A 21,795-nucleotide genomic window follows, 5' to 3' on the forward strand; every position below is an offset into this window, starting at 1 on the left:
GCCAGAGTAATGCCACTCAACAGTACTGCAACATGATCCTCTAATTAAGGCCATTGCTGCCGTGCATGCATGACACGCAGCACTTCCACCCGGTCTTTTTTGATTGCGTAGACGATGACGTAGTTGGCGGCCGCAACGATTTCACGTGTTCCGAGGACCCTGCCCTTTCGGTACAAGGTTGGGCGCTGTCTTGCTATTTCCCCTTTTGATTCGAACATTTCATCGAGATCCGCAGCAGCGTCTGGGTTGTCCTGACCGATTCGGTCCATTATCCGGTCTCGGTCAGCAAGCGCTTCCGGGCGCCAGACCAACCTCATCAGCGCCCTCGTTGACGCAGGGCATCACGCTTGGCGGCGAATATTCGGCGAGCATCTTCATCGCTGATACTTGGCCTTGGATCATCGATGCTGATCTGCACCTGTCGCTTGAACCATTCCTCATAAGCGGCCGCTTCATGGGCTTGTTTCAACGCTTCAGAGCGATCAGGCCTGGCGTAGGTTTTCAGTTGCAGCGGGTCATAGCCGGAGGCATCCACGTTGAATTGGCTGATGCCCAAGCCCTGCAGATAGGTCACAAGCGTCTCCAGCCTCTTGAACAGGCGCACCTGACCACTGCGTTGTGCTGTCAGCGCGCATTTGCGGCTGCCTTGCCGAATCTCGACCGACCAGCCTCCTGGTTTCGCGACGATAATTGTGCCGCTCACAGAACCGTTTTCGACCAAGCGAACGAGGGCGCTGTGATCGATGATTTCAGTGCTGGCCATAAATGCGAGCCCTTCGCTGAGTAATGGCTCCCATCGTACGCAATCAATAGTAGTTTGCAAATTTTGACTCCTGGTGCTGGACACGGCGTGTGCAGCGATGATGTTTCGTTTGTTACTTGGCCGGGGGCATCTGACTTGCAGCAGGTCCCAGCCGTCCTGTGTCAGCAGGTACAGGGCGTGGGTGATGTGGGTGTCGCTGCCAAAGCAGCGACACCCACGACTATAGGTTCGCACCACCCGCTCGCGATAGCCGACAAGACATCGCGTGAAGTAGGAATGGGGCGAACAATTCGCCAGACGTTGCTACCGATTCTTAAACGCTTTTCAACGCAAATGTTGGTAGCCAGAAATATCCAGCAGGCTTGTGGTCAGTCCTGTTGCCGGCCGGTAGATCGTGCCTTTGACTGCCGAGAACGGCACGCCTTTGCTGCCCAGCGAGACATAGCGCTCGCCTTTGTCCTGTTCGGTGAAATAGGTGTAGGACTGGCTGTGCATCTTCTTGTAGCGGGCTTCGTCGCTGACGATGGTGCCGGTGAAGCGCAGCAGGTCGGCATCGCTCAGATTGAGCGTTTTGCTCAGTGGCACGCCCCAACGCTTGAGGCAGATTTCCGCCAGATGGCGAACGATGCGGCCGGGCTCGATCAGCGCATTGAGGTCGCTGCTGTTGGTGGGATCGCCGCCGAGGGCCGTGGCGTTGCCGGCGAGGGTGGCGTGGCGACCGGCCATTGGATAGATCGAGGTTTTGGTGCCGGTAGCGGTTTGCGGGATCACGCAGCTGAAGCCTTTTGAGCGCTCGTCGCGGGCATAGAAGGCGATGTATTCCTTGACGTTGGATTGAAGTTTGACGCGGTTTTCCTGGAAGTTGCCGATGCCCGGGACTGGATCAATCGCAAATATATTCACCGGAATATGTTTGAGTGCAGCGTCCTGGAACATCGCATTGGCGAGCATGTGGCAACTGATACCGCCACGGCTCCAGCCGACCAGATTGACTCGCGCAGGAATAACGCCGTCCTTGCGGAAAGTCTTGATGATTTGTTCCTGTAGTTTCTGTTGCGTGATACTGCGATCGCCATAGTTATACTGGCGCCAGAACCAGGAGCCTTCCACTTTTACATCTTCAATAGGAATGCCTGCGGCTTTCAGACGGTTATATTCTAACTCGGTCAGTTGTTTACGCTGCCAGTCGCATTTGCCTTTGATAATGTTCACAGCGTGTTGCACGTTTTCATCCCAGCCTTTGCCGAACAGGGTGCCGGAAAGGCCGTATTCAGAGGTCTTGGTGAACAGGTCGTCGGCTTGCAGATTGCCGCTGCCAGGGCCATCGACGACGATCCACTCGGCAAATTCGCGTCCGCTGTGGTGTGCAGCGAGCGTAGAAACGATTTCGCCGTCCCAGAAGCTTTTATGTTTGTCATCAAACTTGTTGGAGCCGGTGCCGCAGAAAAATATTGTTAAAGTTGTCATTTCGTTGCTCTTGCATATGTATAAGAGCAGCCAAGTTAGTTTTAGGTGGTGTAAAAAATAAAGGGCGCTGTTGTATCTGTGTTTGTAATGTGAAGTTTGTTATATATGTAGCTGAGCTTTTCGAAAGTATGTCGAGGCGCTTCGATTGTTAAACGCTTGTTTTCGCTTCCCATGTATCATTCAGTATTGATTCAACCCCGACCTTTTCTCGACTCGCTGCAATCGCCCGCTAGGCTTTGGGCATGGCAGCAGTCAAAGGAGTGACAGCAAATGCACCACACCCTGGAACAGGTTTTTGGTTATCCACAGTTTCGCCCCGGTCAGGAGGCCGCTGTCAGCGCGGTGCTGGCGGGGCGATCCGCGGCGGCGATCTTTCCCACCGGCTCCGGCAAATCGCTTTGCTACCAACTGCCGGCACTTTTACTACCACACCTGACATTGGTGGTCTCGCCGTTGCTGGCGTTGATGCAGGATCAACTGGCGTTTCTCAAGTCCCGCGGCATCTCGGCAGGCAGTATCGATTCGGCGCAGAGCCGCGAGGATGCCAACGACGTCATGGCCCGTGCGCGTTCGGGCGAGCTGAAAATTCTGATGATCTCCGTCGAGCGCTTGAAGAACGAGCGCTTCCGCAATTTCCTGCAGCAGGTGCCGATCTCGTTGCTGGTGGTCGACGAGGCGCACTGCATTTCCGAATGGGGCCACAACTTTCGGCCGGACTATCTGAAACTGCCCGACTACCAGCGTCAGTTCAACATTCCGCAGGCTTTGCTGCTCACCGCCACGGCGACACCAAAAGTCATCGCCGACATGCAGGCCAAATTCGCCATCGCTCCGGACGATGTAGTGACCACTGGTTTCTATCGGCCCAACCTCAATTTGCTGGTCGAGCCTGTACGCGGTCAGGACAAACGCCGGCGTCTGGTCGAATGGATGACCGAGCGTCCTGGGCAACCGAGCATTGTCTATGTGACGTTGCAGAAGACCGCCGAGCACATCGCCGAGCATCTTCAACGCAACGGAATCCAGGCCGAGGCTTACCACGCCGGTTTGCCCCACGATCAGCGTGAAGACATTCAACGCCGCTTCATGGCCGGGCAGTCCAATTGCATTGTCGCCACCATTGCCTTCGGCATGGGCATCGACAAGAGCGACATCCGCAACGTGGTGCATTTCGATCTGCCCAAATCCATCGAAAACTACAGCCAGGAAATCGGCCGCGCCGGGCGTGACGGGCAGCCCTCCGACTGCCTGGTACTGGCCAACCGCGACAGCCTCAATGTGCTGGAAAACTTCGTCTACGGTGATACGCCCGAACGCGACGGGATTCATTATGTGCTCGAAGAGCTCAAAGCCTCAGTGCCGGACGGACAATGGGAGTTTTTGCTTGGGCCATTGGCGGATCAGAGCAACATTCGCTCGTTGCCGTTGAAGACTTTGCTGGTGCAGCTGGAACTGCGAGGCCTGATCGCGCCGCGCTACGCTTATTACGCTGAATACCGCTTCAAATATCTGCTTGAGCCTGAAGCATTGCTCCAGCGCTTCGAAGGCGAGCGCAGGGATTTCGTTGCGGCGATCATCAGGACGTCCACGCGAGCACGCACCTGGGCCACAGTAGATTTCGAGGCGATGTTTTCGCAGTATTCCGCCGAGCGCAATCGCGTAGTGACAGCGCTTGATTACTTCCAGGAAAAAGGCTGGGTCGAGCTTGAAAGCAAGCAAATGACCGAGGTTTACAGCCTGCTGCAAATTGATTTTGACAGCGACGCCCTGAGCGCTGAGCTGCACGAGTATTTCACTCGCCATGAACGGACTGAGGTGGCGCGGATTCACGCCATGCTTGAGGTGTTCGCCACCGAACGCTGCCTGGGTTATCGCCTGGCCGAGTATTTCGGTGACCACAATGCCCCTGAACATTGCGGGCATTGTTCGGTATGTCACGGCCAGATCGCGCGATTGCCGGAGCCGCCGCCGTTGCCAGCACTTGTGGATAAAAACTTCGCGCAATTGTGTGGTGAATTTATCCACAGGCATGAGCAGCACACAGGCAGCCTTCCGACGGCCGAACGCCTCACACGGTTCCTGTGCGGAATCAGCGTGCCGTTGTTCACCAAACTCAAGGCGCGGGCGATACCGGGTTTTGCTGCGTTGGAAGAGTATCCCTACGCAAAGGTCCGCGAGTGGGCGGACAGTCACTTGCTCGATTAAGCAGAGAGTCTGTGGGCGCTGCATCCATCCGCTGAATGTCGATCATCACGCTAATAAACTTCAAAAACCGCCGTTGCCTGACTAAGGTTGGAATCTGTCTTCGGGCCACTCACAAGAGAACAACATGAGCCAGACAAGCTTCGAGATTCAGCAGGCTGCCGTGATCGGCGCGGGCACCATGGGCCGTGGCATCGTCATGTGCCTGGCCAGTGCCGGCGTGAACGTGCAATGGGTGGATAACAATCCGCAGATGCTTGAGCAGGCGCTGACGACGGTCGCGCAAACTTATGCACACAACGTGCACCAGGGCCGCATTGATCAGGCCGAGGCGGATGCGCGAATGGCTCGCGTATCTGCAGCGGCGGATTACGCGGCGATCCGCAACGTCGATCTGGTGATCGAAGCGGTGTACGAGAACCTTGAACTGAAGCAGAAGATCTTTCGCGCGCTGGATGGCCTGCTCAAGCCTGAGGCGCTGCTGGCGAGCAACACCTCGGCGCTGGACATCGACGCCATCGCGGCTGCGACCCGCCGCCCGGAACAGGTACTGGGTCTGCATTTCTTCAGCCCCGCGCACATCATGAAGCTGCTGGAAATCGTGCGCGGTGCGCAGACCTCGCCAGCGGTGCTGGAGGCCGCGCTGGCACTCGGCAAGCGCATGGGCAAGGTCAGCGTGTTGTCCGGCAACTGCCACGGTTTTATCGGCAATCGCATGCTGCATCCGTATGTACTCGAAGCGCGCAAGATGCTTCTCGAAGGCGCTTATCCACAGCAGGTGGATGCCGCGCTGCAAGGCTTCGGCTTCGCCATGGGGCCGTTTCGCATGTACGACGTGGTTGGCATCGATCTGGAATGGCGTGCTCGGGAGCTAGCTGGCAAGGGGCAGGATGCGCCCGAAGTTCAGGTGGATAACCGCCTGTGCGAGATGGGCCGGTTCGGGCAAAAGTCCGGTAACGGTTATTACCATTATGAGCCGGGCAGTCGCCAGGCCGAGCATGATCCCGAGGTCGATGCATTGGTACTGCGGGTCAGCGAAGAGCTGGGTTTCCAGCGTCGCGACATCGGTCCCGAAGAAATCCTTGAGCGCTGTTTGCTGGCGCTGGTCAACGAAGGCGCGAAGATACTGCAGGAAGGCATTGCCGGCTCGGCCCATGACATCGATCTGGTGTACTTGAACGGCTATGGTTTTCCAGCGGATAAGGGTGGGCCTATGGCCTGGGCGGATCAGCAGGGGCTGGCGGATATTCATCAGCGCTTGCTGGCGCTGGAGACACGCCAGGGCGATCAGTGGAAGCCGGCGCGGTTGATTGGCGAACTGGCGGCGCAGGGGAAGGGGTTTGCTGATCGTTGACACCAGTCGGCTGTGCTGACGCCTTCGCGAGCGGGCTCGCTCCCACAGGTAAAGTGTTCGTCATCACGATCAAATTCAATTAAGAGAATGCGAGAACCCTGCATGAATCAACGCTGCGACTACCCCCACTTCCAGCCCATCACCACACGCTGGCACGACAACGACGCCTACGGTCACGTCAACAACGTTACCTACTACAGCTTCTTCGACACGGCGGTGAATACCTACCTGATTCAGGTCGGTGGCCTGGATATTCATGACGGCGAAGTGGTGGGATTCGTGGTCAGTTCCGCCTGCGATTACTTTGCCTCGATCGCTTTCCCCGATCTGATCGAGATCGGACTGCGGGTCGGCAAGCTGGGCAACAGTTCGGTGCAATATGAATTGGCTGTGTTCAAGGTCGGCGAAAGCGAGGCGTGTGCGGCGGGACGGTTCGTGCATGTGTTTGTCGATCGGGCGAGCAATCAGCCGGTGCCGATTCCTGCCGGTTTGCGCGGGGCGCTGGAGCGGCTGGTGGTCTAGACGCGCAAAAAAAATCGCAGCCCAAAAGCTGCGATTTTTTGTTCAAGCCTTCGCCTTAGTGGTGGCGATAGTACTTGTGATGCTTGCGGTGGCCGTAGGCATGGCCGCGACCTGGATGACCACGGTCGCGGTAGTAGCGACGGTCATCATGGCGACGGTCGTAACGACGATCATCGTCGTCACTCTTGTTGCCCATGTAGTTACCCAGTGCGCCACCTGCGCCGCCACCAGCGGCGGAGCCGATCAGGCTGCCGGTGGTGCCGCCGAGACTACGGCCAACCACGTTACCGCCGGCTGCACCCAGTGCACCGCCGATGGCCGCTTCGCCACGGCTGCGCTTGTCTGCACCGACCGCACTACCACCCGCGCCGCCCAGGGCTGCGCCGATGGTGGAACCTGTATTGCCGCCTAACGATTGACCGACGACCGAGCCAAGAACCCCGCCCAATGCGCCGCCCACACCTGCTTCGGTGGTGCCTCCGGCAGAAGCGAAGCCACTGACCAGGCCAAGGGACAACAAGAGAATCGAGGAGAACTTCATAGAGGATGAGCCTCAAAGGGATGACGGCGCCGATCCTGAAGCTCTGCAATGGGCGTGACAATCAAAATCCGACGAATAACACGACTTGTATACAATATTGCAAGTTACTGTTTTTTCACCGGAACTTAACCGATTTTCGCCGGTCTTTAGCTACTTCGGACAGGCCGTTTTCATGCAGAAACGGCCTTTTTTGTGGGCGGTCGAAAATCTTTGCCACGGCAGATCTGTTGACAGGTCGATCGCACTCGCGAGCAGGCTCGCTCCCACCTTTGAAATGCATTCCAAGTGTGGGAGCGAGCCTGCTCGCGAAGGGGCCGGATCTGGCTCCGCGGTTAAGCGGATTTAGCCATGATCAACCCAGTCTCACTCGCCGCTTCCAGCCGGATCGCAATGAACTTCGACGTCGGCGTGTGGCTGCCATCCCCCGTACTTTCCAGCGGCACCAGCGGATTGACCTCCGGATAGTACGCCGCCGCCTGCCCCGCAGGAATATCGAACGCCAACAATGTAAAACCTTTCACCCGACGCTCGCGACCGTCGTCCCAGATCGACACGATGTCGGCCTTCTGCCCAGGACGGAAGCCCAGGCGAATGATGTCGGCCTCGTTGGCGAACAGCACGTCACGCTGGCCCTTCACGCCGCGATAACGGTCGTCGAGACCATAGATCGTCGTGTTGTACTGATCGTGGGAACGCATCGATTGCAGGATCAGATCCGGCACCTGGCCGGTGGCGCGGGTGCGTTCGTGAACCAGATCTTTCGGCAACTGGTTGGCGCGGAAATTGGCACGGCCCGATGGCGTGTTCCACTTGCGGGCGCCAGCCGAGTTGCCCAGATAGAAGCCGCCCGGGTTTTTGATCTTGTCGTTGAAGTCTTTGAAACTCGGGATGGTGTCGGCGATCAGTTCGCGAATGCGCCCGTAATCGGCTACCAGCCAGTTCCAGTCCACCGGTTGGCTGCCCAACGTCGCGGCAGCGATGCCGGCGATGATCGACGGCTCCGAGCGCATCTGGTTCGACAGCGGCTGCAACTGGCCGTTGGAAGCGTGGACCATGCTGAACGAGTCTTCCACAGTCACCGCTTGCGGGCCTTCGGTCTGGATGTCGATGTCGGTACGGCCCAGGCACGGCAGGATCAGCGCGTCTTTACCGTGAGCGAGGTGGCTGCGGTTGAGTTTGGTGCTGATCTGCACAGTCAGGTCACAGTTGCTCAGCGCTTCGAAGGTGCGTGAGCTGTCCGGCGTGGCTTGGGCGAAGTTGCCGCCCAAGCCGATGAACACCTTGGCGCGACCTTCGGCCATCGCATGGATTGCCTCGACCACGTTGTGACCGTTATGACGCGGCACCTTGAACTGGAAGCGACGCTCCAGCGAATCGAGGAACGCCACCGGTGGACGCTCGTTGATGCCCATGGTGCGGTCGCCCTGCACGTTGCTGTGACCACGCACCGGGCACAGACCGGCGCCAGGTTTGCCGATATTGCCGCGCAGCAGCATCAGATTGGCGATTTCCTGAATGGTCGGCACCGAATGACGGTGCTGGGTGATGCCCATGGCCCAGCACATGATCACGTTCTTGCCTTTGGCGTACATGCGCGCTGCTTGCTCGATCTCGACCAGGGTCAGGCCCGATTGCTCGACGATCTGCTCCCACGAGGTATCGTCGACCGTGGCGAGGTACTCCAGCACGTTGGCGCTGTGAGCATTGAGGAAATCATGGTCGAACACCGCCGGCTCGCCCGCCTTCTGCGCATCGCGTTCCCATTGCAGGAGGAACTTGGCCATGCCGCGCAGCACCGCCATGTCGCCGCCGAGTGCCGGGCGGAAGTACGCAGTGTTGGTCGGCTTGTCGCCGTTGGTGAGCATTTCGATGGGGTGCTGGGGATGCTGAAAACGCTCCAGACCGCGCTCTTTCAGCGGATTGATGCACACCACCTGAGCGCCGCGTTTCACCGCTTCACGCAACGGTTCGAGCATGCGCGGATGGTTGGTGCCGGGGTTCTGGCCCCAGACGAAAATCGCGTCGGCGTGTTCGAAGTCGTCGAAAGTCACCGTGCCTTTGCCGACCCCGACACTCTGCGCCAACGCTACGCCGCTGGCCTCGTGGCACATGTTCGAACAGTCAGGGAAATTGTTGGTGCCGTAAGCCCGCACGAACAGTTGATACAGATACGCCGCTTCGTTGCTGGCACGCCCCGAGGTGTAGAACTCTGCCTGATCCGGGCTCGGCAGATTGCGCAGGTGCTTGCCGATCAGAGCGAAGGCATCTTCCCAACTGATCGGCTTGTAGCGATCGGACTCGGCGTCGTAGACCATCGGCTCGGTCAGGCGACCCTGATATTCCAGCCAGTAATCGCTCTGCTCCAGCAGCGAAGTGACGCTGTGCTTGGCGAAGAATTTGGCATCGACGCGACGCTTGGTCGCTTCCCAGTTCACCGCTTTGGCGCCGTTCTCGCAGAACTTGACCATGCCGCTCTCCGGCGAATCACCCCAGGCGCAACCCGGGCAGTCGAAGCCGCCGTTCTGGTTGGTCTTGAGCATCATGCGCAGGTTTTTCAGGGCGTTGTCGCTGGTCAGCCACGCCTGGGCCACACTGATCAGGGCGCCCCAGCCGCCGGCGGCACCTTTGTAAGGCTTGTAGCGCGGGACAGGTTTCTGGTCGGCTTGATGATGTTGGCTCACGCTTGATTCTCCATCGCGGGGCTGTACACCCGCGGCGCACTTTTCTGCGGCAGGTGGATGAGATTGAGGTTGTGGCGCCGGGCCCATTGCACGGCCAGGCCGGTAGGCGCCGACAGGCTGACCAGGGTCTGGATGCCGGCACGCAAGACTTTCTGGATCAATTCGAGGCTGCAACGGCTGGTGACGATCGCCAGCCCGCCCTCTGTGGATATCTTCTGGCGGATCAGTCCGCCGATCAGCTTGTCCAGCGCGTTATGCCGACCGATGTCTTCACGACCGAGCAGCAGTTCACCACTGGCGTTCATGAACACCGCCGCGTGCACCGCGCCGCAGTGCTGACCGAGCGGCTGGAACGCGCCGATGCGCTGGCGCAAACCGTCGAGCCATTCGATCGGTGGCAAGGCTGCGCCCGGCAATACCTTGAGATCAGGCAGTGCCTGTTCGACCGCTTCGACGCCGCACAGTCCGCAGCCGCTGGTGCCGGCCAACTGCCGACGCTGCTGTTTGAGGTTCCAGAACGCGCGGTTGGCAATGGTCACTTGCGCGTATTGCGCCGAGCCTGCGCCTGTCAGTTGCAGATCGTAGATATCGCTGGCGTCTTCGATGATGCCGCTGCCGAGGCTGAAACCGACGATGAAATCTTCAAGGTCGGTCGGGGTCACCAGCATCACCGCCTGGCTGATGCCGTTGTAGGCGATCGCCAACGCGACTTCCTCGGCCAGCGCGGTGCTGGCCGATGCCTCAAAGGGTAAATCGCTGTAGCTGTAGGTCTGGCTGGCGGCTGGCGCGGGCGTTTCAATTGCTGGCGCCGCGCAGGCTGGACGCTTGGCGTTCATGGCATCACCGACGGTTTGATCTAGGTCAAGACTAGGCGCGGCAAGTTGTCGCGTCTAATCGCTATTACCGATCTACCGATAGATGCCGTCGATCAACCGTCGTTTGACGATTTCTGATAAAGCGCGAAACAGGCTTCTGCCAGCGCTGAACGCGGCGCGCCACGGCGCATGATCAGGCCCAGCGGGGCGAGAGTGTGGGCATTTTCGATCGGTTGCAGGCGCAGGTGATCGGCGAGGGTTTCCGCGCCGCCGTCGAGGGGCATGATCGCGCAGCAAAAACCGCCGTGTACTGCTTGCAGCAGTTGATGCACGGCGTCGGTTTGCAACAGCGGTTGCGGCGTCAGGCCACGGCTGTGGAAGTTGTGGTCGATGGACTGGCGAAAATGCATGCCGCTGGTGAGCATGCACAGCGGCAGTTCGATCAGCGATTCCCAGCTCAGGGGTTCTTCGCCGAAGTTGAACGAGCGCTCGTCATAGAGCAGGCCCATGCGCGTCTCGTTAAAGGCCAGCGAATCGAACCGCTCGCTGTCCAGACGCTCCAGATACGAAACGCCAATGTCGATGCGGTTGTTCGCCAAGTGTTCGAGCACCTGCTCGGAACTCAGCGACGACAGCTCGAAGCGCAGGTCCGGGTGCGCCGCGTGCAGACGTTGCATCAGCGGCAAGGGATCGAAACTCGACAGCGGCACCACGCCCAGGCGCAGCGTACCGATCAGATTGCCGCGACAAGCCGCCGCTTCCGCCTGCAAGCCGTCATAGGCTGCCAGCACCGTGCGCGCCCAGGCCAGCACGCGCTCGCCCGGCGCGGTGAAGCCTTCGAAGCGCTGGCCGCGATTGACCAATGGCAGGTCGAGTTCTTCCTCGAGGCTGCGCAAGCGCATCGACAGGGTCGGCTGGGTGATGTGGCAGCGCGCGGCGGCCTGGCCGAAATGGCGGGTTTCGTCGAGGGCGATGAGGAATTTCAGTTGCTTGATGTCCATCTTCGCTCCGGGCGGTTGGCGGGGTGTGGCGATTCTACCGCCTGCGGCGCGGCAGCGTCATTGGTCGGACTGGAACCGGGTTTGGCCGGGGTGGTCTAGGCTTGGACGACTGGAACCCAAATCAAGGAGTGTGCGCTATGAGTCTGTTGAGCTTTGTGAAAGAGGCCGGTGAGAAGCTGATTGATCTGTTGACCCCAGGCAATGCCAATGCGAGTGAGCAGTTGAAGGAACATATCAGCAAGGTCGGGTTGGGCAATCCCAACGTGCAGGCGACCGTGGATGGCGACAAGGTGACGGTGACCGGTGAAGTGGCGAGCCAGGAAGAGAAGGAAAAGATTCTGCTCGCGCTGGGCAACATTGCGGGCGTAGGCAGTGTCGATGATCAGATCACGGTGACCGGACCGGTCGTCGTGGCTGCCGAGTTTGTCGAGGTCAAGGCAGGTGACACGCTCAGTGCGATCTCCCTGCGCGTCTATGGCAATGCCAACCAGTACCAGAAAATCTTCGATGCCAACAAACCGATGCTCAAGGATGTGAACAAGATCTATCCGGGACAAAAACTGCGCATTCCAAAATAACGCAGTCATGTAGGAGCTGCCGAAGGCTGCGATCTTTTGACTTGGACTTTAAAAAAAGCAGATCAAAAGATCGCAGCCTGCGGCAGCTCCTACAGGGGTCAAAGCCCTGCAATCAAATCGCGGTAATCCTCGACTGCGGCAAACTCCGCTGTGTCCTTCGGCCCTTTGCGGCTGTCCGGTTCTTTCACCGCCAGCAAGTGCGCCACGCCAAAATCCCGCGCACTGCGCAGGATCGGCAAGGTGTCGTCGATAAACAGGCTGCGCGCCGGATCAAAACCTATGTCCGCCTGCAAGGCATCCCAGAACTGCGGGTTCTCCTTGGGATAACCGTAGTCATGCGAGCTGATCAGCCGCTCGAAGTACGGCGCCAGTTCGATCCGTTCCAGTTTCAACGACAGCGAATCGCGGTGCGCGTTGGTGATCATGATCACCCGTTTGCCGGCGCGTTTGATTGCGCCGAGAAAGGTATCGGCATCGGCGCGCAGGGCGATCAAGTGGGCAGTTTCCTGTTTCAGTTCACGCACCGACAATTTCAGTTCTGCGCTCCAGAAATCCAGGCAGTACCACTGCAACTGGCCAGCGTGGCGCTCGAACAACGGCTGCAATTCCAGCTCGGCCATGGCCCGGCTGATGCCGTGCAGTTCGGCGTAGCGTTGGGGCAGGTGTTCGAGCCAGAAATGGTTGTCGAAGTGCAGATCCAGCAGCGTGCCGTCCATGTCGAGCAGAACGGTATCGATGTCGGACCACGGTAAAGAAGGCATGGCAACGTCTCGAACGGTGAAAAGATATCCGACGCAAACAATCGGGAAAGCCGCGTTATAGTAGCGCGTTCACGCCAAGGAGCTTTGCATGCGCCAGAAACCCACCGTACTCGCCCGCGAGATCGTCGCCACCAGTCGCCTGTTTCGCGTCGAAGAACTCAAGCTGCGATTTTCCAATGGCGTGGAGCGCACTTACGAGCGTCTGGTCGGCAAGGGTGCGGGCTACGGCGCGGTGATGATCGTCGCGATGCTTGATGCCGAACACGCAGTGTTGATCGAGGAATACTGCGGCGGCACCGACGAATACGAACTGTCTCTGCCCAAAGGCCTGATCGAGCCGGGCGAAGACGTGCTGGCGGCCGCTGAGCGGGAACTCAAGGAAGAGGCCGGTTATGGCGCGCGTCAACTGGAACATCTGACCGAGCTGTCGCTGTCGCCCGGTTACATGAGCCAGAAAATCCAGGTGGTGCTGGCCACCGACCTGTATGAAGAGCGGCTGGAAGGTGATGAACCGGAGCCGATGCGGGTCGACAAGGTCAACCTGCGCGAACTGTCGGCACTGGCGCAGAATCCGCAATTTTCCGAGGGCCGCGCCTTGGCTGCGCTGTATCTGACCCGCGACCTGCTGAGCCAGCGCGGGGTGTTCAGCTATGAGTGAGACGTCGATGAATTTTCCCCATCCGCTGATGGCACCTGTGGTTGCGCTGGCTTTACAGGCTGGCGAGGCGATTCTGCCGTTCTGGCGCGCCGGCGTTGAAGTCACGGCCAAGTCCGATGATTCGCCGGTCACGGCCGCCGACCTGGCCGCCCATCACCTTATCGTTGCCGGGCTGACGGCGCTGGAACCGAGCATTCCGGTGCTGTCCGAAGAGGACGCCGACATCCCGCAAAGTGTTCGCGCCGGTTGGCAGCGCTGGTGGCTGGTGGATCCGCTGGACGGTACCAAGGAGTTCATCAGCGGTAGCGAAGAATTCACTGTCAACATCGCGCTGATCGAAAATGGCCGGGTGGTGTTTGGTGTGGTGACGATGCCGACCAACGGTCGTTTTTATGTCGGCGGCGCCGGATTTGGAGCCTGGCGTGGCGACGAGGGCGGTACGCCGACGGCGATTCAGGTGCGCGATGTGCCTGCGCCGGGCGAGGCGTTTACTGTGGTGGCCAGCCGTCGACATTCAAGTCCCGAGCAAGAGCGTTTGCTGGCCGGGTTGAGCGCCAGTCTTGGTGAGTTGCAACTGGCCAATATCGGCAGTTCCTTGAAGTTCTGTCTGTTGGCCGAAGGTGCTGCTGATTGCTATCCGCGACTGGCGCCGACTTCGCAGTGGGACACGGCGGCAGCGCAGGGCGTGCTGGAAGGGGCGGGGGGCGAGGTGCTGGATTTGAAGGGTGAGGCGTTCAGTTATCCGCCGCGAGAATCGCTGTTGAACGAGTTTTTTCTGGCGCTGCCGGCGAAGGCTGCGTGGCGCGGACGGTTGTTGGAGTTGGCCCGAGGCTAACTGCCTGATCCGCAATTCCCCTCACCCCAGCCCTCTCCCCCAGGAGAGGGAGCCGACCGAGTTGTCTGGCGCTATGCATCGACCTGGGGAATCGAGTCGATTGTGGATTCGGCGAAGCAGTTTCAGGTCGACGTAAATCTGTAGCATCCCCGTATCGGTTCCCTCTCCCTCGGGAGAGGGCTAGGGTGAGGGGCTGTTGATCTTCAACGGTGCAAAACGTACTGCCCGGTAAATCTCACCGCCTCGTCCTCACTTCCCGCATTCAGTATCCGCGTATCCAGCGTCAGCCGCGCCCGTCCATAGCGCCGATACATCGCCACAAAGCGTTTCCACACCGCGGCCTCCGGCGCCGGGCAAATGGCCATGGCGTCTCCCGTCACCGGCAGCGGATAACTGATCTGCCCTTCCTGAATGACGATATGTCCGTCGGCAATCCCTTCTTCCTTCAAACGTAAATGCAACCAGCCCCAACCGGCCAGCACCGCTGCGCAGTACAGGCTGCCGCCAAACATGGTGCTCTTGTGATTGACGTTGGGCGCGAGGGGCAGGTGCAGGCTCAGTTGCTGCTCGCGCCACTCAAGCACCTCGAGGCCCATTTCGGCGGTCAGCGGAATGTCGTGATGCAGCACCGTTTGCAGGTATTCGCTTTCGCTGCTCATTCGTTGTCTTCCCCGTGACTGCTGTCGCCGAAATTCAGACCGTGTTTGCGCAGCTTGTCATGCAGGGTCTTGCGCGGAATACCCAGAGCTTCGGCGAGGCTGCGCACCGAGCTGTGCGAGCGCGCCAGTTCGGCGGCTATCAACGATTTTTCGAAGTTTTCGACTTGCTCGCTGAGGCCGCCGCTGACCACTTCTACAGGCGCGCCGCCGCTGCCATCAGCGCTGTTGTCCAGTGCCAGTTCAAGGCCGAGGGCGAAGCGTTCGGCGGCATTTTGCAGTTCACGTACATTGCCTGGCCAAGTGTGGCGCAGCAGCAGGGCGCGGTGTGCCGGTTGCAGCTCGTGGGGCGGCAAGCCGTGACGGGCGCTGGCTTCATCGGCGTAATGCTGGAACAACACCAGTGCGTCTTCGCCGCGTTCGCGCAACGGCGGGATGCGCAGCGGCGCGACGTTGAGGCGGTAATACAAGTCGGCGCGGAAGCGGCCCTGATCCGCCGCCTGGCGCAGGTCTTCCTTGGTCGCGGCGATGACGCGGATGTCCAGCGGGATCAACTGATTGCCGCCCAGGCGCTCGACGACCCGCTCCTGGAGCATGCGCAGCAGTTTCACTTGCACGTCCATGCTCATGCTTTCGATTTCGTCGAGAAACAGCGTGCCGCCGTTGGCGAATTCGAATTTGCCGATGCGACGCTTCTGCGCGCCGGTGAAGGCGCCGGGCTCGTGGCCGAACAGCTCGCTTTCCACCACCGATTCGGCCAGGGCGCCGGCGTTGATCGCCACGAACGGGCCGTTGCGGCGGCTCGACAAATCGTGCAGCGCGCGGGCCACCACCTCTTTGCCGGCACCGGTTTCGCCGAGGATCAGCACGTCGGCCTTGGTCGCCGCCAGCGCGCCGATCTGTTCACGCAGGCGCAGCATTGGCGTCGAATGGCCGACCAGCCGAGCGCTCAATTCGTTGCGGTCGCTCAAGGCCAGACGCAGGCTGCGGTTGTCCAGCACCAGCCGCCGTAGCGCGAGGGCGCGACGGACGCTGTCGAGCAGTGCATCGCTGGCAAAGGGCTTTTCCAGAAAATCGTAAGCACCGGCGCGCATCGCTTGCACTGCCAGCGGTACGTCGCCATGGCCGGTGATCAGCAGCACCGGCAACTCGGGATCCTGTGCATGCAACTCGCTCAACAGTTCGAGGCCGTCCATGCCCGGCATACGGATGTCGCTGACCACCACCCCCGGCCAGTCTCGCTCAAGTTGCGCGGCCAGCCCTTTGGCTTCGGACAGCGGCAGAATTTTCAGGCCGGCCAGGTCCAGGGTCTGGCCGAGAGCCTGGCGCAAGTGCGGATCGTCGTCGATCAACACTACCTGGATGCGATTGTCGATGGTCATGCACTTCGATCCTCGGACGGTTGCAGGCTGACTCCGGGCGCGCCGGCGCGCAGGCGCAGGGTAATCAGGGCACCGCCTTGTTTGTGGTTGGCGAACGACAGCTCGCCACCAAAGGCGCGCATCAGCGTTTCACAAATGGCCAGTCCCAGACCCAGACCCTGTGTGCGGGTCTTGGTGGTGTAAAAGGGCTCGCTGGCGCGGCCAAGAGCTTCCATGCAGAACCCGGGGCCATTGTCGCGAATGTACAGATTGACGCCGTCGGCGGTGGCTTCGGCACTCAGCCACAACTTGCGCGGCGGGCCTTTTTCGGTGAGCGCATCGAGGGCGTTGGCCAGCAGATTGCCGAGCACCTGGCGCAGTCGGGTTTCGCCGGCCTCGACCCACAGCGTGGCTGCGGGCAAGTCGCGAATCAGTTCGACTTCCATGCTGCGGCGACGTTTGGCGAGCAATGCCAGCGCATCGTCCAGCGCCGGTTGCAGAGCGACGCTTTCCGGTGCGTGGCGATCGCGCCGAGCGAAGGCACGCAAGTGGGCGATGATCGAGGCCATGCGCCCGGTCAGTTCGCTGATCAGCTTGAGGTTGCCGCGCGCGTCCTCGGTGCGCTGATGATCGAGCAGCACTTCGGCGTTTTCCGCATAACTGCGAATCGCTGCCAGCGGTTGATTGAGTTCGTGGCTGATACTCGCCGACATGGTCCCCAGTGCCGACAATTTGCCGGCCTGAACCAGATCGTCCTGAGCGCGCACCAGCTCCTGCTGGGCGTGCTCGCGCTCAAGCACTTCCTGCTTCAAACGGCGGTTGAGGCCTTCCAGATCGCTGGTACGTTCGGCCACCCGGCCTTCCAGTTCGCGGCGCGCCTTGGCCTCGAAGGCGATGCGCTCCAGATAATGCCGGCGACGTTGCATCATCAAACCCACCAGCAGCATCACCACCAACAGTGTGGCGCCGCCGATCGCGACCACCGTGCGCACCGGACGATCAATCAGCGTGCGCGGGGCGAGGATGCTCACGCTCCAGCCGGTCTCGGCGATGTCGTGGGTCTGCGTCAGCCAGGCGTCAGGGCTCAGGTTCAGCGGCCGGGGTTCACGGGTCGGATAGGGCTGGATCGCAGTGATCGCGGCGCGCTCGGCATCGCTCAACTCGCGAGTGGAGCGGAAACGCCATTCCGGGCGCGACGTCAGGATGACCACGCCGTTATGGTCGGTCACCAGCAGTTGTTCCGGGGTTTTGCCCCACAGGCTTTCCGTGTGGTCGAGGTCAACCTTGATCACCAGCACGCCGATGATTTTCTCGCCGCTGCGCACAGCCGCAGCGAAGAAATAACCGCGCTTGGCCGAGGTGGTGCCGAGGCCGAAGAAGCGTCCGAGGCGCCCGGCCATGGCTTCACTGAAATACGGGCGGAAGGCGAAGTTGCGGCCGACGAAGCTGTCGCGTTTGTCCCAGTTCGACGCCGCCAGTGTCTGGCCGGAGGTGTCCATCAGATACATGACTTCAGCGCCGGTCTGCGCAGCGATGTTATTCAGCAGGCGATTGGCGTTGCCTTGGGTCACGCCGTCGTCCGGCGCACCGAGCACTGCGCGCAGGGCCGGCAGATCGCCGAGAATCTGCGGCAACACTTCATAGCGATGCAGGGTGCCGAGCAGGTTGGCGACGTAGAGATCGAGGGTCTGGCGATTCTGCCCGGCGAGTTCGCTGCGGTAATAGCGCTCGGCAAGATGTTCCAGCGGCCACAGCAGCGGCGCCAGGCACAGGGCCAACAGCGCGAGGCTGCGCCAGCGGGGTCTGCGGGGAAGCGGTGGTTTCATGTGCCGGATACGCCTGTAGGGACAGGCGCATTATGCCCGGCCTCAGGCGAAGACGTCAGCGTCCTTGAGCAGCGCAGCCGCCTGGTCCTTGGCCGACAGCTTCGGCGCTTCGTCCAGTTGCCAGTCGATGCCCAGCGCCGGGTCGTCCCAGCGAATGCTGCGCTCGGAGGACGGGTCGTAATAGTTGGTGGTCTTGTAGAGAAATTCGGCGAACTCGCTCAGCACCACGAAACCGTGAGCGAAACCTTCCGGTACCCACAGCTGGCGATGGTTTTCCGCCGACAGGCGCACCGCCACCGACTTGCCGAAATGCGGCGAACTGCGACGGATGTCCACCGCCACATCAAGCACTTCACCCGCGGTCACGCGAACCAGTTTGCCCTGGGTGTTCTGCAACTGGTAATGCAGGCCACGCAGCACGCCTTTTTGCGAGCGCGAATGGTTGTCCTGCACAAATTGCGTATCCAGACCGGTGGCGTCCTGAAACGCTTTGGCATTGAAACTCTCGTAGAAAAAACCGCGCTCGTCGCCGAACACCTTGGGTTCGATGATCAGAACACCGGGCAGATCGGTGGTGATGACATTCATGAGGATTTCCATAGACAGGTGTGAATGGCCGACATTCTTGCGCAAAGTGCTGCAGGGCGCGAGCGTTCGGTTTGAATTGGGCCGTTCAGTCACGCTGGGGGTTGCGTAACCGCCAAGGCAATGGCGATATAAGCGCCTAATAAAATTTCAGGGGTCGTTTCATGCCGCTCGCCACGTTGATTCATCGCGCCAGTTTGCCCGGTCCGCAGGTTTCAGAGGCGCAGGCGCTGCAATGGCTGGCCGAACATTACGGGCTCAGCGGCACGTTGCAGGCGCTGGGCAGCCAGCAGGATCTGAATTACCGCGTCGACAGCGCAAATGGGCGCTTCGTGTTGAAAGTCTGTCGTGGCGACTACGCTCTTGTGGAGCTGCAAGCCCAGCACGCAGGCCTCAATTATCTGGCCGAGCACTCGGCGATCAAGGTGCCGCGCGTCATCGCAGCCAATAACGGTGCAGATCTGTTGTCGTTGCAAGCCAATGGCGAAACGGTGCATGTGCGGTTGTTGGAGTACATCGACGGGCAGCCGTTGACCGATTTCGATCATCTTGGCCAGGACGTGGTTGCCGGGTTTGGCCGACTCTGTGGCGAGATGGATCTGGCGCTGGCAGGCTTCGATCACCCCGGCCTTGAACGCACCTTGCAGTGGGACGCGCGTCACGCCAACGCTTTGATCAGTCATCTGTTGCCGGTGATCTCGGACGTGCAGCAGCGTGCGGTGATCAGCGCTGCCGCCGAGCAGGCCGAGCGCCGTTTGCAGCCGCTGCTGGACAAGCTGCCGGTGCAGGCGATTCACATGGATATCACCGATGACAACGTTGTCTGGGCGCGTGATGCCCAGCGGCATTGGCAATTGCAGGGTGTGATCGACTTCGGTGATCTGGTGCGCACCTGGCGCATCACCGATCTGTCGGTGACCTGTGCGGCTTTGCTGCATCACGCCGATGGCGATCCGTTTGTCATCCTGCCGGCGGTCAAGGCGTATCACGCGGTCAATCCGTTGCAGTACGCAGAACTGCAAGCGCTGTGGCCATTGATCGTGGCGCGGGCGGCGGTGCTGGTGCTCAGTGGCGAGCAACAGGTGAGCATCGATCCCGCCAATACTTATAGCCGCGACAATCTCAGTCACGAGTGGGAAATCTTTCGCGTCGCGACATCGGTGCCACAGGCGCTGATGGAAGCGGCGATTCTCACAGCCGTGGGACAGACCGTGCCGGAGGCTGAAAACACAGAATTTGCGCCATTGTTGCCCGGGCTGGTCGGGCGTGAATTTGCGCTGATCGATCTGGGCGTGTTGAGTCCGCATTTCGAAGCGGGCAATTGGGAGCAACCGGGCATTGATCAGCGTTTGCTGACAGAGGCCGCAGCGGTGCATGGGCTGGCGGCGACGCGTTATGGCCAGTACCGCTTGTCACGCACCCGCCCGGACAGTGCGACTGAACCGGATACGTTCCCGTTGCATGTCGAATTGCGTGTGCCGACCGGAAGCGAGGTGCAAGCACCGTTCCCCGGCGTTCTAAATCAAGCGGCAAACGGGGCGCTGCAACTCGATGGCCCGCAGTTCAGCGTTCGCCTGTGGGGCGTGACGCCAGTTCTTGGCCATGACGCGGCACTGGATCGAGGCCAGAAGCTCGGTACGGTCACGGGCCCGCTGCTTGTGCAGATGTGTCGGGGAGCGGAACTCGACGCGCCGCTGTTCTGCACGCCGTCCCGTGCATCCGCGTGGCAGGCGTCGTGCCCGTCGCCGGCGACGTTGCTCGGGCTGGCCTGCGACGCCGAGCCTGAGCTGGACGCGCAAACCCTGCTTGAACGCCGCGATGCCAGTTTCGCCCGCACGCAAAAACACTATTACGTTGACCCGCCACGTATTGAACGCGGCTGGCGCAATCACCTGATTGATATGCAGGGCCGCTCCTATCTGGACATGCTCAACAACGTCGCGGTTCTCGGCCATGGTCACCCTCGGATGGCGGCGGTCGCGGCGCGGCAGTGGTCGTTGCTCAATACCAATTCGCGCTTCAACTATGCGGCGGTCGCCGAGTTCTCCGAGCGCTTGCTGAAGCTGGCGCCGAAGGGCATGGATCGCGTGTTCCTGGTCAACAGCGGCAGCGAGGCCAATGACCTGGCGATTCGTCTGGCCTGGGCTTTCAGCGGCGGGCGCGACATGATCAGCGTGCTCGAGGCGTATCACGGCTGGACGATCGGTGCCGATGCGGTATCGACGTCGATTGCCGACAACCCGAGGGCGCTGGAAAGTCGCCCGGACTGGGTGCATCCGGTGCCGGCGCCGAACACTTATCGGGGCGAATTCCGTGGCGCGGATTCGGCGCCGGATTACGTGCGCAGCGTCGAACATCACCTGCAAAAACTGGCCGAGCAAAAGCGGCAACTGGCCGGTTTCATCTGCGAGCCGGTCTACGGTAATGCCGGGGGTATTTCTTTACCGCCGGGCTATCTGCCGCAGGTGTATGAAAAGGTCCGCGCGCAGGGCGGGGTGTGCATCGCTGACGAAGTGCAGGTCGGTTACGGGCGCATGGGCCATTTCTTCTGGGGCTTCGAAGAGCAGGGCGTGGTGCCGGACATCATCACCATGGCCAAAGGCATGGGTAACGGCCAGCCACTTGGCGCGGTGATCACCCGCCGGGAAATCGCCGAGGCGCTGGAGGCCGAAGGTTATTTCTTCTCGTCGGCGGGCGGCAGTCCGGTCAGTTGCCAGATCGGCATGGCGGTGCTGGATGTGATGGAGGAGGAAAAGCTCTGGGAAAACGCCCAGGTCGTCGGCGGTTACTTCAAGGCGCGCCTGGAAGCGTTAATCGATAAACATCCGCTGGTCGGCGCGGTGCACGGCTCCGGGTTTTATCTGGGGCTGGAGCTGATCCGCAATCGGCAGACGCTGGAACCGGCAACCGCCGAGACAGCGTTGCTGTGTGACCGCCTGCGCGAGTTGGGGATCTTCATGCAGCCGACGGGCGATGACTTGAACATCCTCAAGATCAAGCCACCGATGGTGACGTCGCGCCAGAGCGTGGATTTCTTCGTCGAAATGCTGGATCGGGTGTTGAGCGAAGGTCTGTAAGCAAGGCACATCCCCTTTGAGAGCGAGCCTGCTCGCGAAAGCTGTGTATCAGTCGCCACATGCGGTGACTGACACAGCCCATTCGCGAGCAGGCTCGCTCCCACATTTGTTT

19 protein-coding genes are annotated in these 21,795 nt (G+C 60.4%); 7 read left to right on the forward strand and 12 right to left on the reverse strand.

Annotated elements, in window-relative coordinates; all coding sequences use genetic code 11:
- Positions 1-44 precede the first annotated feature (44 nt).
- The 3 genes from ASG55_RS12735 to ASG55_RS12745 all read right to left on the reverse strand — a co-directional run bounded on the left by ASG55_RS12735 (position 45) and on the right by ASG55_RS12745 (position 2,230).
- A complete protein-coding gene (locus ASG55_RS12735) occupies positions 45-317 on the reverse strand; it encodes a type II toxin-antitoxin system RelE/ParE family toxin (protein ID WP_056787114.1) in 273 nt (90 codons plus the stop codon).
- Entirely contained in the window at positions 317-763 is a 447-nt protein-coding gene (locus ASG55_RS12740; protein ID WP_056787116.1) for an antitoxin PaaA2 family protein, read from the reverse strand. Before ASG55_RS12740 ends, ASG55_RS12735 begins: the two co-directional genes overlap by 1 nt.
- A 324-nt stretch (positions 764-1,087) precedes the next feature.
- A complete protein-coding gene (locus tag ASG55_RS12745; protein WP_056787119.1) occupies positions 1,088-2,230 on the reverse strand; it encodes a hypothetical protein in 1,143 nt (380 codons plus the stop codon).
- 270 nt (positions 2,231-2,500) lie between these two features.
- Here ASG55_RS12745 and ASG55_RS12750 point away from each other — a divergent pair, with 270 nt between their 5' ends.
- The 3 genes from ASG55_RS12750 (at position 2,501) to ASG55_RS12760 (ending at position 6,308) form a co-directional block, all read left to right on the forward strand.
- Entirely contained in the window at positions 2,501-4,435 is a 1,935-nt protein-coding gene (locus tag ASG55_RS12750) for a RecQ family ATP-dependent DNA helicase (protein WP_056787121.1), read from the forward strand.
- A gap of 124 nt (positions 4,436-4,559) precedes the next feature.
- A complete protein-coding gene (locus ASG55_RS12755) occupies positions 4,560-5,786 on the forward strand; it encodes a 3-hydroxyacyl-CoA dehydrogenase (protein ID WP_056787124.1) in 1,227 nt (408 codons plus the stop codon).
- A gap of 102 nt (positions 5,787-5,888) precedes the next feature.
- Positions 5,889-6,308 carry an acyl-CoA thioesterase gene (locus ASG55_RS12760; protein ID WP_071174077.1) on the forward strand — a complete coding sequence of 140 codons (420 nt, stop codon included), beginning with the start codon at positions 5,889-5,891 and terminating at the stop codon, positions 6,306-6,308.
- A 55-nt stretch (positions 6,309-6,363) separates the two neighbouring features.
- On the opposite strand, the gene ASG55_RS12765 is transcribed toward ASG55_RS12760, so the two are convergent.
- The 4 genes from ASG55_RS12765 to ASG55_RS12780 all read right to left on the reverse strand — a co-directional run bounded on the left by ASG55_RS12765 (position 6,364) and on the right by ASG55_RS12780 (position 11,346).
- Positions 6,364-6,849 (reverse strand): glycine zipper domain-containing protein, encoded by a 486-nt coding sequence (locus ASG55_RS12765; protein ID WP_039756448.1) that lies wholly within the window; start codon positions 6,847-6,849, stop codon positions 6,364-6,366.
- Between the two features lie 332 nt (positions 6,850-7,181).
- Positions 7,182-9,530, reverse strand: coding sequence for an FdhF/YdeP family oxidoreductase (locus tag ASG55_RS12770; RefSeq protein ID WP_056787127.1), 2,349 nt, complete (start codon positions 9,528-9,530; stop codon positions 7,182-7,184).
- Complete coding sequence (gene fdhD, locus ASG55_RS12775; protein ID WP_016772170.1) at positions 9,527-10,366, reverse strand: formate dehydrogenase accessory sulfurtransferase FdhD; 840 nt, start codon at positions 10,364-10,366, stop codon at positions 9,527-9,529. The genes ASG55_RS12770 and fdhD overlap by 4 nt, the downstream gene beginning before the upstream one ends.
- A 92-nt stretch (positions 10,367-10,458) precedes the next feature.
- Positions 10,459-11,346, reverse strand: coding sequence for a LysR family transcriptional regulator (locus tag ASG55_RS12780; protein WP_056787129.1), 888 nt, complete (start codon positions 11,344-11,346; stop codon positions 10,459-10,461).
- A 137-nt stretch (positions 11,347-11,483) separates the two neighbouring features.
- Between ASG55_RS12780 and lysM the strand changes: the two genes are divergently transcribed.
- On the forward strand, positions 11,484-11,924 hold the full coding sequence (lysM, locus tag ASG55_RS12785) for a peptidoglycan-binding protein LysM (protein WP_056787132.1): 441 nt from the start codon (positions 11,484-11,486) through the stop codon (positions 11,922-11,924).
- Positions 11,925-12,022: 98 nt separating this feature from the next.
- Here lysM and yrfG read toward each other — a convergent pair whose 3' ends face one another.
- The gene (gene yrfG, locus ASG55_RS12790) at positions 12,023-12,685 is read right to left on the reverse strand and encodes a GMP/IMP nucleotidase (protein WP_056787135.1); all 663 of its coding nucleotides are present in this window, start codon (positions 12,683-12,685) and stop codon (positions 12,023-12,025) included.
- Between the two features lie 88 nt (positions 12,686-12,773).
- Between yrfG and nudE the strand changes: the two genes are divergently transcribed.
- Together nudE and cysQ are read left to right on the forward strand one after the other, a co-directional pair.
- Positions 12,774-13,343 (forward strand): ADP compounds hydrolase NudE, encoded by a 570-nt coding sequence (nudE, locus tag ASG55_RS12795; RefSeq protein WP_016772166.1) that lies wholly within the window; start codon positions 12,774-12,776, stop codon positions 13,341-13,343.
- A gap of 7 nt (positions 13,344-13,350) precedes the next feature.
- The gene (gene cysQ / locus ASG55_RS12800) at positions 13,351-14,178 is read left to right on the forward strand and encodes a 3'(2'),5'-bisphosphate nucleotidase CysQ (protein WP_056787137.1); all 828 of its coding nucleotides are present in this window, start codon (positions 13,351-13,353) and stop codon (positions 14,176-14,178) included.
- A 203-nt stretch (positions 14,179-14,381) separates the two neighbouring features.
- Here the strand turns inward: cysQ and ASG55_RS12805 are convergent, their stop codons facing one another.
- The 4 genes from ASG55_RS12805 to rfbC are packed head-to-tail and all read right to left on the reverse strand — an operon-like array spanning position 14,382 to position 18,609.
- Positions 14,382-14,837: a thioesterase domain-containing protein gene (locus tag ASG55_RS12805; protein WP_056787139.1), complete on the reverse strand. Its 456-nt coding sequence runs from the start codon at positions 14,835-14,837 to the stop codon at positions 14,382-14,384.
- Entirely contained in the window at positions 14,834-16,216 is a 1,383-nt protein-coding gene (locus ASG55_RS12810) for a sigma-54-dependent transcriptional regulator (RefSeq protein WP_041477494.1), read from the reverse strand. The genes ASG55_RS12805 and ASG55_RS12810 overlap by 4 nt, the downstream gene beginning before the upstream one ends.
- Entirely contained in the window at positions 16,213-18,021 is a 1,809-nt protein-coding gene (locus ASG55_RS12815; RefSeq protein ID WP_056787142.1) for a sensor histidine kinase, read from the reverse strand. The genes ASG55_RS12810 and ASG55_RS12815 overlap by 4 nt, the downstream gene beginning before the upstream one ends.
- Positions 18,022-18,063: 42 nt before the next feature.
- Positions 18,064-18,609, reverse strand: a complete 546-nt coding sequence (rfbC, locus tag ASG55_RS12820; protein WP_056787145.1) for a dTDP-4-dehydrorhamnose 3,5-epimerase — start codon at positions 18,607-18,609, stop codon at positions 18,064-18,066.
- A gap of 161 nt (positions 18,610-18,770) precedes the next feature.
- On the opposite strand from rfbC, the gene ASG55_RS12825 reads away from it, so the two are divergent.
- A complete protein-coding gene (locus ASG55_RS12825) occupies positions 18,771-21,683 on the forward strand; it encodes an aminotransferase (protein ID WP_056787147.1) in 2,913 nt (970 codons plus the stop codon).
- Positions 21,684-21,795 lie beyond the last annotated feature (112 nt).

It is taken from the genome of Pseudomonas sp. Leaf434 (assembly GCF_001425545.1).
Lineage (GTDB): Bacteria > Pseudomonadota > Gammaproteobacteria > Pseudomonadales > Pseudomonadaceae > Aquipseudomonas > Aquipseudomonas siliginis.